A 22,087-nucleotide genomic window follows, 5' to 3' on the forward strand; every position below is an offset into this window, starting at 1 on the left:
ATTTTAATGCTCGTAATTAATGGTTAAAGCGAGTACAGTTCACCGCCGTAAAACCGGCGGTGAATGTTAATCCTGCAACATATAGACACGTATATTGTAAAGAAGATTAAGTTTTAACGCCGTAGCTCTTTGAAACGTGATAGCCGTCAAACAAAAACCGAGTGATTTATTTTACTCTGTGTAATAAATAAAGGGCGCTTTAGATGCCCTGTCCCTGGTGAGTCTCTCCCCACTCACTAATGCGTGAAAACGTAGATAAAAGTACAAATACTCAGGAGCACTCCTAATTATGTTTAAGAATGCATTTGCTAACCTGCAGAAGGTCGGTAAATCGCTGATGCTGCCGGTTTCCGTGCTGCCTATCGCAGGTATCCTGCTGGGCGTCGGTTCCGCAAACTTCAGCTGGCTGCCAGCCGTCGTTTCTCATGTTATGGCAGAAGCAGGCGGTTCTGTTTTTGCTAACATGCCGCTTATCTTCGCTATCGGTGTGGCATTAGGCTTCACCAATAACGACGGTGTATCCGCACTCGCCTCCGTCGTCGCTTACGGCATCATGGTGAAAACCATGGCTGTGGTTGCGCCACTGGTACTGCATCTGCCGGCCGAAGAAATTGCCGCTAAACACTTGGCTGATACCGGTGTTCTTGGCGGTATCATCTCCGGTGCTATTGCTGCGTACATGTTCAATCGCTTCTACCGTATCAAGCTGCCAGAATATCTGGGCTTCTTTGCCGGTAAGCGTTTTGTTCCGATTATCTCAGGTCTGGCCGCGATCTTTACCGGCGTAGTCCTGTCCTTCATCTGGCCACCAATCGGTACGGCTATCCAGACCTTCTCTCAGTGGGCGGCTTACCAGAACCCGGTTGTGGCGTTTGGTATCTACGGCTTCATCGAGCGTTGCCTGGTGCCATTTGGTCTGCACCATATCTGGAACGTTCCATTCCAGATGCAAATTGGTGAATACACCAACGCAGCAGGCCAGGTCTTCCATGGCGACATTCCTCGCTACATGGCAGGCGACCCAACTGCGGGCAAACTGTCCGGCGGCTTCCTGTTCAAAATGTACGGCCTGCCAGCTGCAGCTATTGCTATTTGGCATTCAGCAAAACCAGAAAACCGCGCGAAAGTGGGCGGTATTATGATCTCCGCTGCGTTGACCTCGTTCCTGACCGGTATTACCGAGCCAATCGAGTTCTCCTTCATGTTCGTTGCGCCGATCCTGTACATCATCCACGCGATTCTGGCGGGTCTGGCATTCCCTATCTGTATTCTGCTGGGTATGCGTGACGGTACGTCGTTCTCACACGGCCTTATCGACTTTATCGTACTGTCCGGTAACAGCAGCAAACTGTGGCTGTTCCCGATCGTCGGTATTTGCTATGCGATCGTGTACTACGTTGTCTTCCGTGTGCTGATTAAAGCACTGGACCTGAAAACTCCGGGCCGTGAAGATAACACTGAAGATGCTAAAGCAACCGCAACCAGTGAAATGGCTCCGGCGCTGATTGCAGCCTTCGGCGGTAAAGAAAACATCACGAACCTTGATGCATGTATCACCCGTCTGCGCGTCAGCGTAGCTGACGTAGCAAAAGTTGATCAGGCTGGCCTGAAGAGACTGGGCGCTGCAGGTGTGGTTGTTGCAGGTTCCGGCGTTCAGGCAATCTTCGGTACTAAATCCGATAACCTGAAAACCGAGATGGACGACTACATTCGCAATAACTAAGTTATTGGTAGTCGCAGTATTGGGGAGACTAAGGCAGCCGAATGGCTGCCTTTTTTATGTCCAGAGCGGGGTGCCGGATGGCGGCTGCGCCTTATCCGGCCTACATGTTATGCAGCCGTAGGCTGGATAAGCGTGAGCGCCATCCGGCAAAAAAAAGGAGCCTATTGGCTCCTTTCCATTTCATCCTAGCCCGTTAGAACTGATAGCTTGCCGTCACGCTAACGTTGCGCGGTTCGCCATAAACAATAGAACCGTCGATATTGGTATCGTAGGTTTTATCGAACAGGTTGTTCAGGTTGCCCTGTACGGAGAAGTTTTTGGTCACCTGGTAGCGGGTGAACAAATCAACCAGCGCGTAGCTGCCTTGCTCGGCACGGAAGGTGCCATACGCGGTCACGGTGTCTTTATAGATACGGTTTTGCCAGTTTACCCCACCGCCGACGGTCAGTTCAGGCATGGCCGGCAGACGGTAGCGGGTGAACAGTTTCACGCTGGTGCGTGGCAGGTTCGGGTTCACCGCGTTGCCTTCGTTGTCTTCAGCAACATAGCGGGTCGCACCAAAGGTCATCTGCCAGTTATCGGTCAGCGCACCGTTGATTTCAAACTCAACGCCTTTGCTGACGGTGCCGTCGACGGTGGTATAGGCATTTTCACCGTTGCCGCCGGAAATTGGCACACCACTATCTTGTCCCAGGTTATCCTGCTCAATGCGGAATACCGCAAGGCTGGTGGTCAGACGGCTGTCCAACCAGTCGGATTTAAGCCCCATCTCGTAGTTGTTGCCGGTGATTGGCTTCAGGTATGTGCCCGAGCTGTCACGGACGTTCTGCGGCTGGAAGATGGAGGTGTAGCTGGCGTAAGTTGACCAGTTATCGTTAATGTCAAAAACCAGACCCGCGTACGGCGTCGTATGGTTTTGCTCCATGTTGTAGGTCAGCGTATCCACGCTCCAATTGGTGTAACGCGCACCAACAATCAGGTGCAGTGGGTCAGCAAGCGTAATGCGCGTAGCGGCGTACAGCGACTTCATGCGCGTGGTGTCATCTTGCGCTAGGCTCTGCGGTTTCCAGTTGGTTTCTGGGAAGCTGGCGCTGTTGAAGTTATCAAAGTTGCCAATCTGGTCTGGGAAGACGTTATCCCAAGAGCTGAAGTAGCGGTTGTTCTGTTTGCTGTAGCTGCCACCCAGCATCAGGTTATGCTGGCGGCCGAACAAGTCGTAGCTGCCGTCGGCGTACAGGTCCAGCGCATCCACTTTACGTTTGCCGCTGTTCCAGCCGGTGCCACCTACGTACTCATAATCCGGGCCGTAGCTGCCATACGGACCAATCAATTTACCGTCAGCTTTGTTAACGTAGGCATCGATGTACATCATTTTGCTGTCGAACTTCACCTCGGAATGGGTGGCGTTTAACGTGGCCTGCCAGGTATCGGCAAAGCGCTGCGTTAGCGTCATGAAGACTTTGTTGATGTCTTTATCGTTGTAGGCCCAATCCGGTGAGGTACTGTGTGCGCGGTCGTAATGATTGGTGCTGCCGTCAGTGTTCCAGCGCGGCAGGCCGCCCCAGGTTGGGCTGTCGATATTTATACGTTGATATTCATATCCCACCGACATGCTGGTGGTGTCCCCCAGATCCGCATCTAAGATCCCGGAGAAGAAAATTTTGTCGTTGTTGTAGCGGTCGAGCCAGGAGTCGTTGTTCTGGTAACCGGCAACAATACGCGCGCGAATATTGCCATCTTCGGTCAGCGGGCTTTGCAGGTCGGTGACGTAACGTTGCTTATTCCAGCTACCATATTCAGCGGAAATATCGCCTTTAAATTCTTTGCTGGTGGCGTGTTTACGGATCATGTTAATGGAGGCGGAAGGATTCCCCGTCCCGGTCATGAGGCCATTCGCCCCACGTACCACTTCCACACGTTCGAACAACGCGGTATCGGAGAGCGCGTCACCTAGGTTCCAGCGCGATTCAAAATAGGTCGGAATGCCATCGACCATGTAGTTATCAATTTGAAAGCCGCGAGAGAAGTAGCTGGTACGGTCGGAGTCAGCCTGACTGCTGGTGATGCCAATGGTATTGTTCATCACGTCACCAAGCGTTTGCAGCTGCTGATCTTGCATACGTTGTTCGTTGATGATGCTAACCGATTGCGGAATATCGCGCTGAACCATCTGCATCTTAGTCCCTGCAGTGGTGGCTTTTACGCTGTAGTCCTGATCTTGTGTATCGCTGCTGTTGTCCGCTGAGCCTTCAACAATGATAGTGTCTTCGGTCTTATCCGCTGCGTGACCAATCTGAGGATAAAGAGCCAGTGCGATGCCCATGGCGAGCAGGGACGGAGCGATACGCCCATCCCGGGTGTTGGAAGTGAAAGACATGATAAGTCCTTAATCTAACGGTAGTTATTATTCTCCGAGGCTCTGCGGCCGCGGTCGATTTATGCCACTCGCAAATCTGCGTTGTGAATGCAAATGAGAAATATACGCATTTTTATTGAGATGTAAACAAAAGTAAGCAGAGAAATTAAGCAAAATAAAACGGGTTTTCACTACGTCAATGGTGATAAGGGGAGGGGATTGTTGAGGAAAAAGACTGGATAGTGCTGCGCTTATCCGGCCGACAATCAGGGAACGTTTGCCGGATAAGCGATGGATTACCCTCAGGCGAGGGCGTTTTCTTCGAGCTGGTGCATAAACTGGCGAACCCAGTCCATACGGGTTTTCCGATCGCCGAGCTCTTGGAAGAACTTCAGTCGGGTTGGGCCGTCCAGACGGAAGTGTTGCGGCTGTTTTTGCAGTAGCCCAATAAGCCATGTTGGGTTGACATGGTTCTTCTCGGCAAATTCAATCACGCCGCCTTTTTCATTGCCTTCCAGCTTACGGATCCCCAGCTTTTGCGCCTGCTGGCGCAGACGGGCGATATCCAGCAGGTTGCGCGCCGCATCTGGCAGCAGGCCAAAGCGATCAATGAGCTCGACTTTAATCTCATCAAGCTCGTTTTCGCCTTTGGCACTGGCAATGCGTTTGTAGAAGGATAAACGCGTATTCACATCCGGAATATAGTCATCCGGTAACAGCGATGGCATCCGCAGCTCAACCTCGGTTTGCTGGCTGGTGAGATCTTCCAGCGATGGCTCGCGGCCTTCCTTCAGCGCATCGACGGCATTTTCCAGCATCTCCATATACAGCGAGAAACCGATAGATTCCATCTGCCCGCTTTGTCCTTCACCCAGCAGTTCGCCCGCGCCACGAATTTCCAGATCGTGCGTCGCCAGCGCAAAACCGGCGCCTAAATCTTCCAGCGAAGCGATGGCTTCCAGACGTTTTTGTGCATCGGTAGTCATTGCTTTTGGATGCGGCGTCAGCAGCCAGGCGTAGGCCTGGTGATGAGAACGGCCGACACGCCCGCGCAGCTGATGCAGCTGTGCTAGGCCGAAATGGTCGGCGCGCTCAATGATAATTGTGTTGGCGGTTGGAATATCGATACCGGTTTCGATGATGGTGGTACACACCAGCACATTAAAACGCTGGTGGTGGAAGTCATTCATCACCCGTTCCAGCTCGCGCTCACGCATCTGGCCATGGCCGATGGCAATGCGTGCTTCCGGCACCAGTTCTGCCAACGTATCGGCTTTTTTCTGGATGTTTTCCACGTCGTTGAACAGGTAATACACCTGACCCCCGCGCAGTGTTTCACGCAAAATCGCCTCGCGAACCACCAGAGCGTCATATTCACGAACGAAGGTTTTTACCGCCAGGCGACGTGCCGGTGGCGTGGCAATGATTGACAGGTCGCGCATGCCGCTCATCGCCATATTCAGGGTTCGCGGAATAGGGGTAGCGGTGAGGGTCAAAATATCGACGTCGGCGCGCATCGCTTTGATACGCTCCTTGTGACGAACGCCGAAGCGGTGCTCTTCATCGACGATGAGCAGACCAAGATCGCGGAGCTTTACGTCGCTCTGCAGCAGCTTGTGGGTGCCGATCAGAATATCGATTTTGCCTTCAGCGGCTTCTTGCAGAATCTGTGTTTGCTCTTTGGCGCTGCGGAAACGGGACAGCATCTCGATACGCACCGGCCAATTGGCAAAGCGATCGCGGAAGTTATCGTAGTGCTGCTGAGCCAGCAGGGTCGTTGGTACCAGCACCGCTACCTGCTTGTGGTTTTCAACCGCCAGGAAGGCCGCGCGCATCGCCACTTCGGTTTTGCCAAAGCCAACGTCGCCACACACCAAGCGATCCATTGCCAGCGGCTGGCACATATCGCTGAGCACGGCATTAATGGCCTGCGCTTGGTCCGGCGTGGTTTCAAACGGGAAGCTGTCGCAGAACAGCTGATACTGCTCGCGGTCGTGTTTAAAGGCAAAACCTTCCTTCGCGGCGCGCTGGGCGTAGATATCCAGTAACTCTGCTGCCACGTCGCGGACTTTCTCGGCGGCTTTTTGCCGTGCGCGTGACCATGCGTCGCCGCCCAATTTATGCAGCGGCGCGCTTTCGTCTGCGCCACCGGCGTAGCGGCTAATCAAATGCAGTGAGGACACCGGGACGTAAAGCTTGGCGTCGTTGGCGTACATCAGCATCAGGTATTCGGCGGTGATCCCGCCGGTTTCCAGCGTTTGCATTCCGGCATAGCGGCCGACACCGTGTTCAAGATGCACCACCGGCTGGCCAATATGCAGCTCGGCAAGGTTGCGAATTAAGGTATCGGGGTTGATGGTCCGACGTGCATCCTGACGGCGACGGGCCACGCGCTCACCGAGCAAATCGCTTTCGCAAATCAGCGCCCGGTTGTTTTGCGTATCGATAAATCCGTGCTCAGCCGCACCGAGCATCAGATAGCGCTGGTTACCTGCGGCGTCATCCAGACGCTCAATGCGTTTTGGCGCGAGTTTAATCCGCGCCAGCAACTCGCCAAGCGCTTCACGCCGCCCCTCACTTTCCACCGAAAAAATCACCGGGCCGGTAAAGCTCTCGACGAATTTTCGCAGGTTCTCCAGTGGGGATTTATTCTGTGCCTGCACCGAAAGGTCCGGCAGCGGCTGGAAGCCCAGATTAACGTGGGCCGCCTTTTTGGCCAGATGTTCGGTTTTAAGCTGGATTCGCGGCCATTTTTTCAGCTCGCTATTAAGCTCTTCGGTGCGCAGCCATAGTTGGGCTGGCGGCAACAGCGGACGCATAGGATCGACGCCGCGATTTTCAAAACGCGCCTGTGCATCAGTCTGGAAACGGTTGGCGCTGGCTTCGATGTCGCCGGTATTCACCAACAGTGTGTTGGCCGGGAAATAGCTGAACAGCGCTGGCAGCGGCTCACTAAAGAATAGCGGTTGCCAATATTCGATGCCCGCCGGTAGCGTGCCTTTGCTGACCTGCTGATAGATATGCTCCGCGTCGCGCTTGACGTCGAACTTATCGCGCCACTGGCTGCGGAACAGCTCAATGGCCGTTTTGTCGGTCGGAAATTCGTGGGCCGGAAGCAGGTTAATGGCTTCGACTTCTTCCAGCGTGCGCTGACTGTCGACGTCGAAGACGCGCAGGCTGTCGATTTCATCATCGAAAAAATCCAGTCGGTACGGCTGATCGCTGCCCATTGGATAGAGGTCAAGCAACGCGCCACGGGTGGCATATTCACCGTGTTCCATGACCTGATCGACATGACGATAGCCCGCGCTATCAAGCTGACTGCGTAGAGCGTCACGCGATAGCCGTTGACCTTTTTTCATCACCAGCGCGTGGCCGTGCAGGAAAGCGTGCGGGCAAACGCGCTGCATGAGGGTGCTTACTGGGACGATCAGCACGCCGCGTTGCATGGTTGGCAGTTGGTAGAGCGTTGATAGACGTGAGGAGATAATGTCCTGATGCGGGGAGAAACTGTCATAAGGCAGCGTTTCCCAGTCGGCAAGGTTCATCACCAGCGTATCGGTGAACTGACCGATTTCATCATGTAAACGTAGGGCGTTTTGCATATCCGGGGCGATTAACACCACCGGGCCGGGATGCTGTTCGGCTATCTCTGCAACCAGCGTGGCGCAGGCGGCACCGGTTAGTTCGCCAAGCAGACGCTGTTCGCCAGCTTTCGTGGGTAGGGCATAACGGGCATGTTCAGGCATAGTCAGCGCACGTTCTCCAGAAAAAAAACCGTGTTATTCACGGTAATAATATCAATTTTATGATCTTATTATCCGTGATGGCGGCGGGAGTGCAACCGCTGAAAATGACGATATTGCCTCAGATAAGCGGTTTACGCTGTCGGCTGAGTTTGCGGTATTGCTGTGGCGACATGCCGACCAGCTTACTGAATGTGCTGTAAAAACGGCTGCTCGAGCGAAAGCCAGCGGTCATGGCGACGTCGAGAATGGTTTTATCGGTGTCGCTCAACAGGGCGCGCACGTGGTTGATACGCATCGCGGTGATGTACTGCTTTAAGGTGAGCTGCATCACCCGCTGGAAAATGCCCATCGCATAGTTGGCGTTGAGTTTAACGTGATCCGCGACGTCGTTAATGGTCAGCGCCTGATCGTAATTGTCGGCAATAAATCCCAGCATCTGACTGACATAAAACTGCGCATGGCGCGAGACGCTATTTTTATGCGTTCGTGATGTTTTATTGAGCAAAATAGGCTGCCAGCCTGACAGACTAAAGCGCTTGAGCATCAGGCCGATTTCATCGACGGCGAGCTGACGTACCTGCTCATTTGGGCTGCTCATCTCCTGCTGCCAGCGCAGAATTTCAAAGGTGCTGAGCTGCTGAGTCGCTAACGACTTAATCACCATTCCGTGGGTGACATGGTTAATCAACTCGCGGTCAAGCGGCCAAGAAAGGAACTGGTGCATTGGCAGGCTGAAAATAGCCATCTGCTGGCAATGGCCGATATGCGTGAGCTGATGCGGAGTGCAGGCCCAGAACATGGTGATATGGCCTTGCTCTATCCGCACGACTTCGTTGTTGATCAGGTATTCCACGTCACCGTCAAACGGTACGTTGACTTCCACTTGTCCGTGCCAGTGGCTGGTGGGCATCACGTGCGGGCGGCGAAGCTCAATATCCATACGCTGATATTCGGAATAGAGCGACAACGGACTACGGGTCTGTTTTTCATCGCCATTGCACATATGCGGATCGGGCGGGAGAAAGATTATCGGCTCGGTACTCATCGTAACTCCATTTCCTGAATTATCAGAATCATGCCAGCTTTTGCCGAGTCGCGCCGAGGATCCGGGCACAAATTCAGCATCTGATATTGATAATAGAATGAAAGCGAGGCCGGATACTCTGCTTTTCCGGTGATTTTGTCCCAAAACCTCAGATCTCAATCTGGCTCGCATAGGATCTGAGTTTATGGGAATGCTCCTTACGGAAGCTGGAAGTTTTTCGCCGAACCGCATGCCACCATTATCTCGTTCACTACTGTTTCGGGAGAGTCATGATGGCAGCACCAAAAATTACGTTTATCGGCGCAGGTTCGACCATTTTCGTTAAGAATATCCTTGGCGATGTGTTTCATCGCGAGGCGTTAAAGTCGGCGCATATCGCGCTGATGGATATCGACGAGAAGCGCTTAGAAGAGTCGCACATTGTTGTGCGTAAACTGATGGACTCCGCCGGTGCATCGGGGCACATCACCTGCCATACCCAGCAGCGAGCGGCGCTGCAGGATGCTGATTTTGTCGTTGTCGCCTTCCAGATTGGCGGCTACGAGCCATGCACCGTGACCGATTTTGAGGTCTGTAAACGTCACGGACTTGAGCAAACCATCGCCGATACGCTCGGTCCTGGCGGCATTATGCGCGCGCTGCGCACCATTCCACATCTTTGGCAAATCTGTGACGACATGACGGAAGTGTGCCCGAATGCCACCATGCTCAACTACGTCAACCCGATGGCGATGAATACCTGGGCAATGTATGCCCGCTATCCGCACATCAAGCAGGTCGGGCTGTGCCACTCGGTGCAGGGGACTGCGGAAGAGCTGGCGCGTGATCTGGATATTGACCCATCCACGCTTCGCTATCGCAGCGCCGGGATTAACCATATGGCGTTTTACCTCGAGCTTGAGCGCAAAACCGCCGACGGTCATTACGTGGATTTGTACCCGGAACTGCTGGCGGCCTATGAGTCTGGGCAGGCGCCAAAGCCCAACCTGCACGGCAATGATCGCTGCCAAAATATTGTGCGCTACGAAATGTTCAAAAAGCTGGGCTATTTCGTCACCGAGTCTTCGGAACACTTTGCCGAATATACACCGTGGTTTATCAAGCCGGGACGCGAAGACCTGATTGCCCGCTATAAAGTGCCGTTGGATGAGTATCCGAAACGCTGCGTTGAGCAGTTGGCAAACTGGCATAAAGAGCTAGAAGAGTACAAAACCGCCGAACGGATCGACATTAAGCCGTCGCGAGAGTACGCCAGCACCATCATGAATGCGCTATGGACCGGCGAGCCGAGCGTGATTTATGGCAACGTGCGTAACGATGGGCTTATCGACAATCTGCCGCAGGGCAGCTGCGTTGAAGTAGCCTGCCTCGTTGATGCCAACGGTATTCAGCCAACTAAAGTGGGCACCATTCCCGCGCATCTGGCGGCGATGATGCAGACCAATATTAACGTCCAAACGCTGCTGACGGAGGCGATCCTAACGGAAAACCGCGACCGCGTTTACCACGCCACGATGATGGACCCGCACACCGCGGCGGTATTAGGCATTGAAGAAATTTATGCGCTGGTGGATGACCTGATTGCCGCTCATGGAAATTGGCTCCCGGCCTGGCTGCACCGCTAAAAAATGATGGCGCCGGGCAAAGTATCCGGCGCTTTACCTCTTCCTAATAACAGAAGGCGGGCGCTGGTAACAGTGACCCGGTACCCTATGAGCATCTCTCTGAAAACAAAGCTAAGTTACGGATTCGGTGCGTTTGGTAAGGATTTCGCCATCGGCATCGTTTACATGTACCTGATGTATTACTACACCGATGTGGTGGGGCTGTCGGTTGGCTTGGTGGGCACGCTGTTTCTCGTGGCGCGTATCTGGGATGCGGTCAACGATCCGATTATGGGCTGGATAGTGAATGCCACCCGCACACGGTGGGGGAAATTTAAACCGTGGATTTTTGTCGGCACGCTCGCTAACTCACTGGTGCTGTTCTTGTTATTCAGCGCCCATCTATTTGAAGGCACCGCGCAGGTGGTGTTTGTCTGCGTCACCTACATTCTGTGGGGGATGACCTATACCATCATGGACATTCCTTTCTGGTCGCTGGTGCCGACGATTACGCTCGATAAGCGCGAACGCGAGCAACTGGTGCCGTATCCCCGTTTTTTTGCAAGCCTGGCAGGGTTTGTGACGGCGGGTATCACGCTGCCGTTTGTGAGCGCAGTCGGCGGGGCGGATCGCGGTTTCGGTTTCCAGATGTTCACGCTGGTGCTGATCGGCTTCTTTATCGTCTCGACCCTCGTCACGCTGCGCAACGTGCATGAAGTGTTTTCCTCCGATAATGATGCCTCCGGCGACAGTTCTCGCCTGACGCTAAAAGGGATCGTCGCGCTGATCTACAAAAACGATCAGCTCTCCTGCCTGCTGGGTATGGCGCTGGCCTACAATATCGCCTCAAACATTATTACCGGTTTTGCGATTTACTATTTCACCTATGTCATCGGCGATGCGGCGCTGTTCCCGTACTATCTGTCCTACGCAGGGGCGGCGAACTTACTCACACTGATCCTCTTTCCACGACTGGTGAATGCATGGTCGCGGCGCGTGCTATGGGCCGCGGCATCCATTCTGCCGGTTATTAGCTGCGCGGGATTGTTTGCCATGGCGCTGGCGGGATATCACAATGCGCCGATGATTATCGTGGCAGGGGTGTTCCTTAACGTCGGTACGGCGCTGTTCTGGGTGCTTCAGGTGATCATGGTGGCGGATACCGTAGACTACGGCGAATTCAAGCTGCACATCCGCTGCGAAAGCATTGCCTACTCGGTACAGACCATGGTGGTGAAAGGCGGCTCGGCGTTTGCCGCCTTTTTCATCGCCGTGGTGTTGGGCATTATTGGCTATACCCCGAACGTGGCGCAGTCGGCGCAAACTGTTCAGGGCATGCAGTTTATTATGATTGTGCTACCGGCGCTGTTCTTCATTGTCACGCTGGTGTTGTACTTCCGCTATTACCGTCTGAACGGCGATACGCTGCGCAAGGTGCAGATCCACCTGTTGGATAAGTATCGTAAAGTGCCTCAGCCCGCCGTGGTGCTGGGCAAACCGGTCACGGTGTCCGGTGTGGCTCGCAATGTGCAGGCATAATCATGGAGTGGACATCTTGGATTGGCTATTTGGCCGCTGGCCTCACCACGCTCTCTTTTTTGCCGCAGGCCGTTAAGGTCATTACCACCCGTAATACCCAAGGCATCTCGGGGTTGATGTACGTGATGTTTGTTTGTGGGCTGGTGATGTGGCTGATTTACGGCGTGATGATTGAAGATACGGCGGTCAGTATGGCGAATTTTTTGACGCTGCTGTTTGCCTTGCCGATTTTGATTATTAAATTGCGACGAGGGTAGATTACGCCGGATGGCGCTGCGCTTATCCGGCCTACGGGGATGTGGTTGTAGGCCGGATAAGGCGCAAGCGCCGCCATCCGGCAATCACGTGGACGGAATTAACCGGTAACGTTGCAACTGGCGGCAATGGACGCCGGCCAGCAAAAGCACCGTGGTCAGCGCGCCGAGCAGGGCGCAGAGCATATCCGACTGGGTATCCCACGGATCGCCCTGAGTGCCGAGGAAATCATCGGCACCTTGTCCCATCGCCAGCGCGGCCCACCATTCAATCAGCTCGTAGGTGGCGCTGATAGCCAACGCAACGCAGCAGACGAGAAACGCCAACATCTTGCGGCCACGAACAAACATCCCGCGAGCCAAAATTTCGCGCGCCGCCAGCGCTGGAACCAGCCCTTGGAAGAAATGACCCAGCTTATCGTACGGATTACGGTCTAGGTTCAGCCATGCCTGCACATCAAAACCGACCGGCACCTTCGCGTAGGTATACTGGCCCCCGACCATCAAAATAATGGCATGAAAGAAAATCAGCGTGTAGAGCAGCGGCGTCAACGGGTAACGTTTAGCCGTCAGCAGCAGAACGGGAACGATGATAATCACCGGCGTGACTTCCATAATCCAAGTCACTTTCTCGGTGGCGCTGACGCCGGTGTAGATAAGAAACAGCGCTAACAGCAGGGCACCGGAGTATAAGAACAGCGGATTCAATGTACGGATCATCATGAAATCGCAAGTAAAGGGAAAACGACACTATTGACCGCCACGGCGGAAATTTCAATGTTCGTGTTGTGGCGTCTGCCGAATGTCAGGCTTCGCTTACGGTTCAGTCATTTACCCATTGCGCTTTCGCTTATATACTCGTCCTTCTGCTATCAGCAACCAGACGGATTACATGTACCAACCTGTCGCACTATTTATTGGCCTGCGCTACATGCGTGGGCGAGCAGCGGACCGCTTCGGTCGCTTTGTTTCTTGGCTGTCGACTATCGGTATTACGCTTGGCGTAATGGCGCTGGTTACCGTCCTTTCGGTGATGAACGGCTTTGAACGTGAGCTGCAAAACAACATTCTGGGGCTTATGCCGCAGGCCATTCTGAGCGCTGAACAAGGCTCGCTAAACCCGCAAAAACTTCCTGAACAGAGCGTCAAACTGCAAGGCGTCACCCGTATTGCGCCGCTCACCACCGGTGATGTGGTGCTGCAAAGTGCGCGCAGCGTATCGGTTGGCGTGATGTTGGGGATCGATCCGGCGCAACAAGATCCGCTCACTCCATTCTTGGTAAACGTCAAACAGACCGACCTTGTGGCCGGGAAGTACAATGTCATCCTCGGTGAACAGCTTGCCGGGCAGCTCGGCGTTAACCGTGGCGATCAAATTCGCGTGATGGTGCCGTCTGCCAGCCAGTTTACGCCAATGGGGCGCTTGCCAAGCCAGCGCCTGTTTACGGTGATTGGCACCTTTGCTGCCAGCAGTGAAGTCGATGGCTACCAAATGCTGGTTAATATCCAAGATGCCTCGCGTTTGATGCTTTACCCGTTGGGTAACATTACCGGCTGGCGTCTGTGGCTGGATAAACCGCTGCAGGTCGATACCTTAAGCCAGCAAACGCTGCCGGATGGCACCAAATGGCAGGACTGGCGCGAACGTAAAGGCGAGCTATTCCAGGCCGTACGCATGGAAAAAAATATGATGGGCCTGCTGCTGAGTCTTATCGTCGCGGTTGCCGCGTTTAACATCATCACCTCTTTGGGGCTGATGGTGATGGAGAAGCAGGGCGAGGTCGCCATTTTGCAAACTCAGGGGCTGACGCCGCGTCAGATCCTTACCGTCTTTATGGTGCAAGGCGCCAGCGCCGGGATTATCGGCGCGTTATTAGGCGCGGTGCTGGGCGTTATCCTTGCAAGCCAGCTCAATAATTTAATGCCGATTATCGGTGCGTTCCTCGACGGCGCGGCGCTGCCGGTTGCCATCGAGCCGCTGCAGGTTATCGTGATTGCGCTGGTGGCGATGGCCCTGGCGCTGCTGTCTACGCTGTACCCTTCTTGGCGCGCTGCCGCCACTCAACCCGCTGAGGCTTTACGTTATGAATAAGATCCTGTTGCAATGCGGCAACCTGTGCAAACGCTATCAGGAAGGCACCGTGCAAACCGACGTTCTGCATGATGTCAGCTTCAGCATTGGCGAAGGCGAAATGATGGCGATTGTCGGCACCTCCGGTTCGGGCAAAAGTACGCTGCTGCATCTGTTGGGCGGGCTGGATACACCAACCTCTGGCGACGTGATTTTCAGCGGCCAGCCGATGAGCAAGCTGTCGTCCGCGGCGAAAGCGGAGCTGCGAAACCAGAAGCTCGGCTTTATCTACCAGTTCCACCATCTGTTGCCGGACTTTACCGCGCTGGAAAACGTGGCGATGCCGCTGCTTATCGGTAAAAAGAAAGCGGCGGAAATTAACAGCCGTGCGCTGGATATGCTGAAGGCGGTTGGCCTTGACCATCGTGCCAACCACCGTCCTTCCGAACTTTCCGGCGGCGAGCGTCAGCGTGTGGCGATTGCCCGTGCGCTGGTGAATAACCCGCGCCTGGTGCTGGCGGATGAACCGACCGGTAACCTCGATGCCAAAAATGCCGACAGTATTTTCAAACTGCTGGGCGAATTGAATCAGTCGCAGGGCACCGCATTTTTGGTGGTCACCCACGATCTGCAACTGGCAAAACGGATGGGGCGTCAGTTGGAGATGCGTGACGGTCGCCTAAGCGACCAACTGACCCTGATGGGGGCGCTGTAATGGCTCCATCGTTATCGTTACTCATTGGCCTGCGTTTTAGCCGTGGGCGTCGACGCGGTGGCATGGTGTCGCTGATTTCCGTTATCTCCACCGTCGGCATTGCGCTTGGCGTGGCGGTGCTGATCATCGGCCTAAGTGCCATGAACGGCTTTGAGCGCGAGCTAAATAACCGCATTCTGGCGGTCGTGCCGCACGGTGAAATCGAAGCCGTTAACCAACAGTGGACCAACTGGAGCGCGGTGCTGCCAAAAGTCGAAGCGGTTAAGGGCATTGAAGCGGCTGCGCCATATATTAACTTTACCGGCCTTATCGAAAGCGGCAGCAATCTGCGCGCGATTCAGGTGAAAGGCGTCGATCCGCAGCAGGAAAGCAAGCTGAGCGCGCTGCCAAGCTTTGTACAAAACGGCGCGTGGGCCAACTTCAAGGCGGGGGAGCAGCAGATTATCCTCGGCAAAGGGGTCGCCGACGCGCTGAAAGTTAAGGCCGGTGATTGGGTGTCGATTATGATCCCCAACTCCAACCCTGAGCATAAGCTGTTGCAGCCAAAACGCGTGCGCCTGCACGTGACGGGTATTTTGCAACTGAGCGGCCAGCTCGATCACAGCTTTGCCATGATCCCGATTCAAGACGCCCAGCAGTACCTCGACATGGGCGAGAGCATCTCCGGTATCGCGATTAAAGTGCAGGATGTGTTTAACGCTAACAAGCTGGTGCGTGACGCGGGCGAAGTGACCAACAACTACGTCTACATTAAAAGCTGGATCGGCACCTATGGCTATATGTACCGCGACATTCAGATGATCCGCGCCATTATGTATCTGGCGATGGTGCTGGTTATCGGCGTGGCTTGCTTCAACATTGTCTCGACGCTGGTCATGGCGGTAAAAGACAAAAGTAGCGATATTGCGGTGCTGCGCACATTGGGTGCCAAAGACGGGCTGATCCGCGCAATTTTCGTATGGTATGGTTTATTAGCTGGCCTGTTTGGCAGCGTCTGCGGGGCGGTTATCGGGGTGCTTGGCTCTCTGTATCTGACCGGCATTATTAACCTGATTGAAAAGCTTATTGGTCACCAGTTCTTATCTGGCGACATTTATTTTATCGACTTCCTGCCGTCTGAATTGCACTGGCTGGATGTCGTTTATGTGCTGGTCACGGCATTGTTGCTGAGTCTGCTGGCGAGTTGGTATCCCGCTCGCCGCGCCAGTCGTATTGACCCTGCGAGGGTGCTGAGTGGCCAGTAATTTGACGTCCTGACGGCGCGGCTTTGCTGCGTGCGTCAGTTAGAGGAAAACAATGATGCATTATGGATTTGACATTGGCGGCAGCAAAATCGCGCTGGGCGTATTTGATTCATCACGCCAGCTTCAGTGGGAAAAACGAATCCCCACGCCGAAGGAGGGCTATCAAGCCTTTCTTGACGCAGTAATTGGGCTGGTAGCAGAAGCCGACGAGCGCTTCCACTGCCGGGGCAGTGTCGGTATTGGTATCCCGGGAATGCCTGAAACCGAAGGCGGATTGCTGTATGCCGCGAACGTTCCGGCCGCCAGCGGCAAGCCGCTGCGCGCGGATTTGAGTCGTCTGCTGGATCGCGATGTACGTCTGGACAACGACGCCAACTGCTTTGCGATTTCAGAAGCCTGGGATGATGAATTTACCCAGTACCCGCTGGTGATGGGGCTGATTCTTGGCACCGGCGTGGGCGGCGGTATCGTCCAGAACGGTAAATCGATTACCGGTCACAGTTATATTACCGGCGAGTTTGGTCATATTCGTCTGCCGGTGGACGCGCTGGAAGTGGTGGGGCGCGATTTCCCGTTGACCCGCTGCGGCTGCGGTCAGCTCGGCTGTATTGAAAACTATTTATCCGGTCGTGGTTTTGCTTGGCTGTACAACCATTTTTACCAGCAGTCGCTGACCTCGCCGGAAATTGTTGCTCTATGGGAGCAAGGTGACAGCAAGGCGCGCGAGCACGTTGAGCGCTATTTGGATCTGTTGGCCGTCTGCCTTGGCAACATTCTCACCATTGTCGATCCGGATTTACTGGTGCTCGGCGGTGGGTTATCTAATTTTTCAGCGATCGGTGATGGACTTGCGCACCGCCTGCCGCGCCATTTATTACCTGTAGCCCGTCCGCCGCGCATTGAACGTGCACGCCACGGTGATGCAGGAGGCATGCGCGGTGCGGCGTTCCTTCATCTAACAAACTAACGTGGAGTTGCTATGCAGTCGCGCCGCTTACATCGATTGAGCCGTTTTCGTCGGAATAAACGTCAGCTGCGCCAGCGTCTGCGCCAGCGAACTTTTTTTGCGGACAGGACTATGTCAGAGCAGATGGAAAAACCAAGGGTGCTGGTGTTAACGGGCGCCGGGATTTCAGCGGAGTCAGGAATTCGCACCTTCCGTGCGGCGGACGGTTTATGGGAAGAGCATAAAGTCGAGGATGTGGCGACGCCGGAAGGCTACGCGCGCGATCCTAAGCTGGTGCAGACCTTCTATAATGAACGCCGCCGCCAGCTCCAGCAGCCAGAGATCGCACCCAACGCGGCGCATCTGGCGCTGGCGCGTCTGGAAGAGGCGCTGGGCGACAAATTTATGCTGGTGACGCAGAACATCGACAACCTGCATGAACGCGCGGGCAACAAAAACGTGCTGCATATGCACGGTGAGTTGCTAAAAGTGCGCTGTACCCAGAGCGGCCAGGTATTCGACTGGCCGGGCGAACTGTCGGTTGATGAACGCTGTCACTGCTGCCAGTTCCCCGCACCGCTGCGCCCGCATATCGTTTGGTTTGGCGAGATGCCGTTTGAGATGGACCATATCTATCTGGCGCTGTCGATGGCCGATATTTTTATTGCCATCGGCACTTCTGGGCACGTCTATCCGGCGGCCGGTTTTGTTCATGAAGCGAAACTGCACGGCGCGCATACCGTAGAGCTTAATCTCGAACCGAGCCAGGTTGGTAGTGAGTTTGAAGAGAAGCATTACGGGTTGGCAAGTGAGGTTGTGCCTGCATACGTAGAGGCGTTACTGAAGGATTTATGATGGTTTGCAGCGCCGGATGGCGCTGCGCTTATCCGGCCTACGGTTAAATTCGTCGGCCGGATAAGGCAACATGCCTACGGTTAAGCATGTAGGCCGGATAAGGCAACGCCGCCATCCGGCACTACGCTGAACTTAACGTCCGGCTTTTAATTTCTGGTAATACTCTTCATACAGCGTGCTGGTGCTGCCAACGTCGTTCTGCCATTCACCTTTATTCACCGTTTCCGCATCCGGATACAGCGATTTGTCGTTGGCGACTTCCGGGCTTAACAACTTACGCGCGGCCAGGTTTGGCGTCGGGTAGCCGACGGTTTCCGCCACCTGTTTCGCCACATCTGGACGTAACAGGAAGTTAATCAGCTTCAGCGCACCGGCTTTGTTTTTGGCATTTGCGGGAATGGACAAGCTGTCCATCCAGAAAATGCCGCCTTCTTTCGGCCACACTACCGCAAGCGGCGTTCCCGCCTGGCGCGCAACGTAGGCGGAACCGTTCCACACCATGCCCAGATTCACTTCGCCTTCCATATACGGGTTGGCCGGATTGTCTGAGTTAAATGCTGCCACGTTGGGCATCAGTTTTTTCAGCTCATTAAAGGCGGCCTGAATCTCTTTGGGATTCGTGGTGTTACCAGAATAACCCAGTTTGCGTAGGGCAATCTGGAACACTTCGCGCGCATCATCAGTCAGCAGCAGGCTGCCCTTGTACTGTGGTTTCCACAGATCGGCCCAACTGGTGACGGTTTTAGGGTCAATTTCGTCGCTGTTGACGCCGATAGCCGTAGCGCCCCAGATGTAGGGAATTGAATAATCGTTGTTGGGGTCGAACGGCTTATTGAGCATCTCAGGGTCGAGATTTTTAAAGTTGCTCAGCTGCGTTTTGTCGATCTTTTGAATCATGCCTTCTTTGCGCATCTTGTCGACAAAATAGGTCGATGGCACCACTAGGTCGTATGCGCCATTTTTATAGGTCTTGAGCTTAGCGTACATGGTTTCGTTCGACTCATAGGTCGAATAGATAACCTTAATGCCGGTTTCTTTGGTGAACTGTTCAAGCAGCCCAGGCGGCACATATTCCGTCCAGTTGTAGAAGTAGAGGGTTTTGCTATCGTCCGCGTGAGCAGCACTCATACCGAGTGCTAAGGCGCCAGCAGCAAACAGGTGGCGTGACCATTTCATTATTAACGTCCCCAGAGTTAGCGCCTGACCTGCAGGCTTTTGGTTTTATCACGAGCAATAAGCTGGCTGGCAATCACCATCACCAGCGAGAGCATCAGCAAAATGGTGGCTAATGCGTTGACTTCCGGCGATACGCCGACTTTGACCATCGAGTAGATCTTAAGCGGTAGGATCTCATAGCTTGGCCCGGTGACAAAAGACGATACCACAACGTCGTCCATCGACAGGGTAAAGCTCAGCAGCCAGCCCGCAGCCACGGCGGGCATCGCCAGCGGCAGGATAATTTTGCGCAGGATGGTGATTTCGCCCGCGCCAAGATCTTTCGCGGCTTCCAGCATCCTCACGTCAAACCCCTTCAGACGCGAATAGACGGTCACCACCACAAACGGCAGACAAAAGGTGATGTGCGAAAACAGCAGCGACCAGAAGCCAAGCTGGATACCCAGCAGCATAAACAGCACCAGCAGGGAGATAGCCATCACGATGTCCGGCGACATCATGACCACAAACAGCATCCCGCTGACGAATGGCTTACCGCGAAAGCGGTAGCGATACAGCGCCACGGCGGTTAATGAGCCAATCAGCGTCGCCGCGGTGGCGGAGACAATCGCCATGGTCAGCGAGTGCTGGGCCGCCTGAAGCAAGCTGTCGTTATTCATCAGCAGACCGTACCACTTGGTGGTAAAACCTTGCCAGTTAATACCAAAGCGCGAACTGTTAAACGAATTCACGATAAGGATGATTATCGGGATATAGAGGTAGGCGTAAATGGCGGACATAAAACCGCCGCGCAGCAGTTTACCTATCATTCCAGCTCCACCTTTTTGTTAAGCAAGCGCGATGCACGCCAGTACACCACCATCAGCAGCCCCATGACGACCGTAAGCGTAATGCTGGTGGCCGCGCCGAACGGCCAGTCGCGGATGTTGAGGAACTGGCTCTTGATGACGTTACCAATCAGCAGGTTTTTCGCGCCACCCATCAGATCTGAAACGTAGAACAGCCCCATCGCCGGCAGCATCACCAGCAGACAGCCGGCGATAATCCCCGGCATGGTCATCGGAATAATGATGCGAATAAACGTCTGAAACTTATTGGCGCCGAGATCTTTCGCCGCCTCAAGCAGGGGTTTATCGAGTTTCTCAATGCTGGAATACAGTGGCATCACCATAAACGGCAGCAGAATGTAAACCAGCCCGATAATCACCGCCGCCGGGGTAAACATAATGCGAATGGGTGTTTCAATGATGCCTAGCCACAGCAGGAATTCATTAAGATAGCCCTTGGTACTGAGGAAAATCTTGAGCCCATAGATGCGGATAAGCGAATTGGTCCAAAAAGGAACAATCAGCAAAAACAGCAGCAGCGGGCGCACCTTTTGCGGCAGGCGCGCCAGAAACCAAGCAAACGGATAGCCCAGTATCAAGCATGCCAGCGTGGCAATAATCGCCATGTTCAACGAGTGCAGCAGCACTTCGGCATACAGTGGGTCGAGTAGCCGGGTGTAGTTGTCCAGGGTAAAGACCATCTGGACGAAATTGGCGTCATCCCGCGTTAGGAAGCTGGTGACGATAATCATCAGGTTAGGCAGAAACACAAACAGCACAAGCCAACCGACGATGGTGGCAATCACCACATTCTGGAACTTACTTGTGCTCTTCATCAGCCAGTACAACCTCCCAGCTTTCTACCCAATTAATCGCCATCTTCTGGTCCAGCGAATGGTCAAAGTCAGGATCGTCTTCGTTGAAGAACTCGCTGACGATGACCATTTTGCCGTTTTCCAGCTCGACCACCGACTCCAGCGTCATCCCTTTATAGTTGCGCTCGCGAACGTAGCCAATCAGCCCTTCAATCTCCACGCCGTCGTGGATTTCATCGACCCGCAGATCTTCAGGGCGCAGCAGGACGTTAAGCTTTTGTCCGGGCGTAACCGGGAAGCTGACGTCAATATTGCATTCGCGTCCTTCTACGTGGGCGCGCACACGTCGCTCATCGAGACGTTCAATGACTGACGCATTAAAGATATTGATCTCGCCGATGAAGCTGGCGACAAACAGGTTTTTCGGCTCTTCGTAGATTTCGCGCGGCGTGCCGTCCTGCTCGATTTTGCCGTCGCGCATCACCACGATACGATCGGACATGGTCAGGGCTTCTTCCTGATCGTGGGTGACGAAGACAAAGGTGATCCCAAGCTTACGCTGCAGCGCTTTCAATTCATTTTGCATCTGCTTGCGCAGCTTATAATCGAGCGCAGAAAGCGATTCGTCTAATAACAGTAGGCTTGGCTTATTCACCACCGCACGAGCAATGGCAACGCGCTGCTGCTGACCACCAGAAAGATGGTTTGGCTTACGCTGGGCAAATTCTTCCAATTGCACCATGCGCAGAGCATCGTTAACCCGTGGGGTGATTTCGTGAGAGGGGGTTTTTTGCATGCGTAAACCGAAGGCGACGTTGTCGAAAACGGTCATATGGGGGAACAATGCGTAGCTTTGGAACACGGTATTGACGTGGCGATCCTCGGCTGGGATCTGGGTGATATCTTGGTCTTCAAGATAGATCTGTCCCGCGTCAACGTTTTCAAGCCCGGCTATCAGGCGAAGAACGGTGGTTTTACCGCAGCCAGAGGGGCCAAGCAAGGTGAGAAATTCACCGTTATTAATCGTCAAATCAAGGTCAGGAATGACCGTCTTTCCATCGTAGTCCTTGCGAATCCCCACCAGTTTCACCAGTGGTGATAGCGAACGCGATTTTGTATTCAATTTATTACTCTGTCCCATGTAAACGCACCATATACACGTTATCCT

At 54.1% G+C, this 22,087-nt stretch carries 17 protein-coding genes; 9 read left to right on the forward strand and 8 right to left on the reverse strand.

The genetic code is table 11. The features are described 5' to 3' along the window. The first annotated feature begins 289 nt into the window (after positions 1-289). Positions 290-1,723 (forward strand): PTS glucose transporter subunit IIBC, encoded by a 1,434-nt coding sequence (ptsG, locus tag AB4K05_RS06760; protein WP_368479229.1) that lies wholly within the window; start codon positions 290-292, stop codon positions 1,721-1,723. Between the two features lie 193 nt (positions 1,724-1,916). Here ptsG and fhuE read toward each other — a convergent pair whose 3' ends face one another. From fhuE to melR, 3 genes are all read right to left on the reverse strand, one after another. After that, the gene (fhuE, locus tag AB4K05_RS06765) at positions 1,917-4,100 is read right to left on the reverse strand and encodes a ferric-rhodotorulic acid/ferric-coprogen receptor FhuE (RefSeq protein ID WP_368479230.1); all 2,184 of its coding nucleotides are present in this window, start codon (positions 4,098-4,100) and stop codon (positions 1,917-1,919) included. Between the two features lie 281 nt (positions 4,101-4,381). After that, on the reverse strand, positions 4,382-7,828 hold the full coding sequence (gene mfd / locus AB4K05_RS06770) for a transcription-repair coupling factor (RefSeq protein ID WP_368479231.1): 3,447 nt from the start codon (positions 7,826-7,828) through the stop codon (positions 4,382-4,384). Between the two features lie 118 nt (positions 7,829-7,946). Continuing rightward, on the reverse strand, positions 7,947-8,873 hold the full coding sequence (gene melR / locus AB4K05_RS06775; RefSeq protein WP_368479232.1) for a transcriptional regulator MelR: 927 nt from the start codon (positions 8,871-8,873) through the stop codon (positions 7,947-7,949). A 269-nt stretch (positions 8,874-9,142) separates the two neighbouring features. Between melR and AB4K05_RS06780 the strand changes: the two genes are divergently transcribed. From AB4K05_RS06780 to AB4K05_RS06790, 3 genes are all read left to right on the forward strand, one after another. Then, positions 9,143-10,498, forward strand: coding sequence for an alpha-glucosidase/alpha-galactosidase (locus AB4K05_RS06780; RefSeq protein WP_368479233.1), 1,356 nt, complete (start codon positions 9,143-9,145; stop codon positions 10,496-10,498). A gap of 87 nt (positions 10,499-10,585) precedes the next feature. Further along, the gene (gene melB / locus AB4K05_RS06785; RefSeq protein ID WP_368479234.1) at positions 10,586-12,016 is read left to right on the forward strand and encodes a melibiose:sodium transporter MelB; all 1,431 of its coding nucleotides are present in this window, start codon (positions 10,586-10,588) and stop codon (positions 12,014-12,016) included. A gap of 2 nt (positions 12,017-12,018) precedes the next feature. Beyond that, positions 12,019-12,273, forward strand: a complete 255-nt coding sequence (locus AB4K05_RS06790; protein WP_368479235.1) for a SemiSWEET transporter — start codon at positions 12,019-12,021, stop codon at positions 12,271-12,273. Between the two features lie 84 nt (positions 12,274-12,357). On the opposite strand, the gene AB4K05_RS06795 is transcribed toward AB4K05_RS06790, so the two are convergent. After that, the gene (locus AB4K05_RS06795; protein WP_368479710.1) at positions 12,358-12,990 is read right to left on the reverse strand and encodes a DUF2238 domain-containing protein; all 633 of its coding nucleotides are present in this window, start codon (positions 12,988-12,990) and stop codon (positions 12,358-12,360) included. 172 nt (positions 12,991-13,162) lie between these two features. Here AB4K05_RS06795 and lolC point away from each other — a divergent pair, with 172 nt between their 5' ends. From lolC to cobB, 5 genes are read left to right on the forward strand one after another with little or no spacing between them, the layout of a single operon-like run. Next, positions 13,163-14,362, forward strand: a complete 1,200-nt coding sequence (lolC, locus tag AB4K05_RS06800) for a lipoprotein-releasing ABC transporter permease subunit LolC (RefSeq protein WP_368479236.1) — start codon at positions 13,163-13,165, stop codon at positions 14,360-14,362. Beyond that, positions 14,355-15,056 (forward strand): lipoprotein-releasing ABC transporter ATP-binding protein LolD, encoded by a 702-nt coding sequence (lolD, locus tag AB4K05_RS06805; protein WP_368479237.1) that lies wholly within the window; start codon positions 14,355-14,357, stop codon positions 15,054-15,056. Before lolC ends, lolD begins: the two co-directional genes overlap by 8 nt. Next, positions 15,056-16,300 (forward strand): lipoprotein-releasing ABC transporter permease subunit LolE, encoded by a 1,245-nt coding sequence (lolE, locus tag AB4K05_RS06810; protein WP_368479238.1) that lies wholly within the window; start codon positions 15,056-15,058, stop codon positions 16,298-16,300. The genes lolD and lolE overlap by 1 nt, the downstream gene beginning before the upstream one ends. Positions 16,301-16,355: 55 nt before the next feature. After that, positions 16,356-17,267 carry an N-acetylglucosamine kinase gene (gene nagK / locus AB4K05_RS06815; RefSeq protein ID WP_368479711.1) on the forward strand — a complete coding sequence of 304 codons (912 nt, stop codon included), beginning with the start codon at positions 16,356-16,358 and terminating at the stop codon, positions 17,265-17,267. Between the two features lie 12 nt (positions 17,268-17,279). Beyond that, entirely contained in the window at positions 17,280-18,101 is an 822-nt protein-coding gene (gene cobB / locus AB4K05_RS06820; protein WP_368479239.1) for a Sir2 family NAD+-dependent deacetylase, read from the forward strand. Between the two features lie 132 nt (positions 18,102-18,233). Here the strand turns inward: cobB and potD are convergent, their stop codons facing one another. The 4 genes from potD to potA are packed head-to-tail and all read right to left on the reverse strand — an operon-like array spanning position 18,234 to position 22,060. Further along, positions 18,234-19,280: a spermidine/putrescine ABC transporter substrate-binding protein PotD gene (potD, locus tag AB4K05_RS06825; RefSeq protein WP_368479712.1), complete on the reverse strand. Its 1,047-nt coding sequence runs from the start codon at positions 19,278-19,280 to the stop codon at positions 18,234-18,236. Between the two features lie 14 nt (positions 19,281-19,294). Further along, on the reverse strand, positions 19,295-20,086 hold the full coding sequence (potC, locus tag AB4K05_RS06830) for a spermidine/putrescine ABC transporter permease PotC (protein ID WP_368479240.1): 792 nt from the start codon (positions 20,084-20,086) through the stop codon (positions 19,295-19,297). Further along, positions 20,083-20,940 (reverse strand): spermidine/putrescine ABC transporter permease PotB, encoded by an 858-nt coding sequence (gene potB, locus AB4K05_RS06835; protein ID WP_368479241.1) that lies wholly within the window; start codon positions 20,938-20,940, stop codon positions 20,083-20,085. Before potB ends, potC begins: the two co-directional genes overlap by 4 nt. Beyond that, on the reverse strand, positions 20,924-22,060 hold the full coding sequence (gene potA / locus AB4K05_RS06840; RefSeq protein WP_368479242.1) for a spermidine/putrescine ABC transporter ATP-binding protein PotA: 1,137 nt from the start codon (positions 22,058-22,060) through the stop codon (positions 20,924-20,926). Before potA ends, potB begins: the two co-directional genes overlap by 17 nt. Positions 22,061-22,087 lie beyond the last annotated feature (27 nt).

Source organism: Kluyvera sp. STS39-E (assembly GCF_040932435.1).
GTDB lineage: Bacteria > Pseudomonadota > Gammaproteobacteria > Enterobacterales > Enterobacteriaceae > Kluyvera.